Origin of the sequence: Burkholderia sp. BCC1988, from assembly GCF_905339895.1 — a bacterium.
Taxonomy (GTDB): Bacteria; Pseudomonadota; Gammaproteobacteria; order Burkholderiales; family Burkholderiaceae; genus Burkholderia.
The window spans coordinates 1-530 of sequence record NZ_CAJPHA010000081.1 but is presented as its reverse complement, the minus strand read 5'-3'; the positions used below and the strand labels follow the sequence as shown (position 1 = coordinate 530).

Sequence of the window (530 nt, the reverse complement as noted above, 5' to 3'; positions counted from 1 at the left end):
TCGCGCTTGGCCATCTCGTGCAGCAGCGTCACCAGGATCCGGCAGCCCGACGCGCCGATCGGGTGACCGATCGCGATCGCCCCGCCGTTCACGTTCACCTTCGACGTGTCCCAGCCCATCTGCTTGTGCACCGCCAGCGCCTGCGCCGCGAATGCCTCGTTGATTTCCATCAGGTCAAGGTCGCCCGGCGTCCAGCCCGCGCGCTCCAGCGCACGGCGCGATGCCGGCACCGGACCCATGCCCATCACGCTCGGATCCACCCCCGCGTTCGCGTACGCCTTGATCCGCGCCAGCGGCGTCAGGCCGAGCGCCGCCGCCTTCTGCGCCGACATCACCAGCACCGCCGCCGCGCCGTCGTTCAGCCCCGACGCGTTCGCCGCCGTCACCGAGCCGTCCTTCGAGAACGCCGGCTTCAGCCCCGCCAGCGATTCCGCCGTCACGCCGTGGCGCACGAACTCGTCGGTCGCGAACTGCAGCGGCTCGCCCTTGCGTTGCGGGATCGACACCGGCACGATCTCGTCGTCGAAGCG

The 530-nt window shown here is 70.9% G+C and carries 1 protein-coding gene; it reads right to left on the bottom strand.

Annotated elements, in window-relative coordinates; translation table 11 throughout:
• Positions 1 to 530: acetyl-CoA C-acyltransferase (locus tag U4012_RS35645; RefSeq protein WP_321804583.1), on the bottom strand; the 530-nt coding region annotated here is incomplete at both ends.